The following is a 412-nucleotide window of genomic DNA, read 5'->3' as shown; positions in this document are numbered from 1 at the left end:
CAGCGGCAGCACCGCCAGGGCGCGCCCGGGTGCGGCAGGGGCGGCGTGCGCGGCGCAGAGCAGCAGGGACGCGGCCAGCAGCGGGGTGTTCACGATGACCGCACCCTACCCCCGGAGGGTGACCCTCGCCTGACGCGGCTCGCCGGTGTACGCTGAAGGCACTTCCGGAGACTCCTGCCAATGCGTTTGCGCTGACACTCAGATCCGACGACCGGCCGCCCCTCCTGGCGCGGCGCCTTCTCACGGACTGGAGACACCGCATGACCCACTGGACCGAGTCCTTCTACGACCTGCAGGACGACCTGATCGCCTGCTACGGCGCGCCCCTGCACCCGCACCACCACGACGTCGCCCGCCGCGTCACCGACCGGCTCGGCGCGCCCGGACGGCTGCTGGAGCTCGGCTCGGGCGG

The sequence above is a fragment of the Deinococcus pimensis DSM 21231 genome (assembly GCF_000519345.1).
GTDB classification, from domain to species: Bacteria; Deinococcota; Deinococci; order Deinococcales; family Deinococcaceae; genus Deinococcus_A; species Deinococcus_A pimensis.
This window is presented reverse-complemented; position numbering follows the sequence as displayed.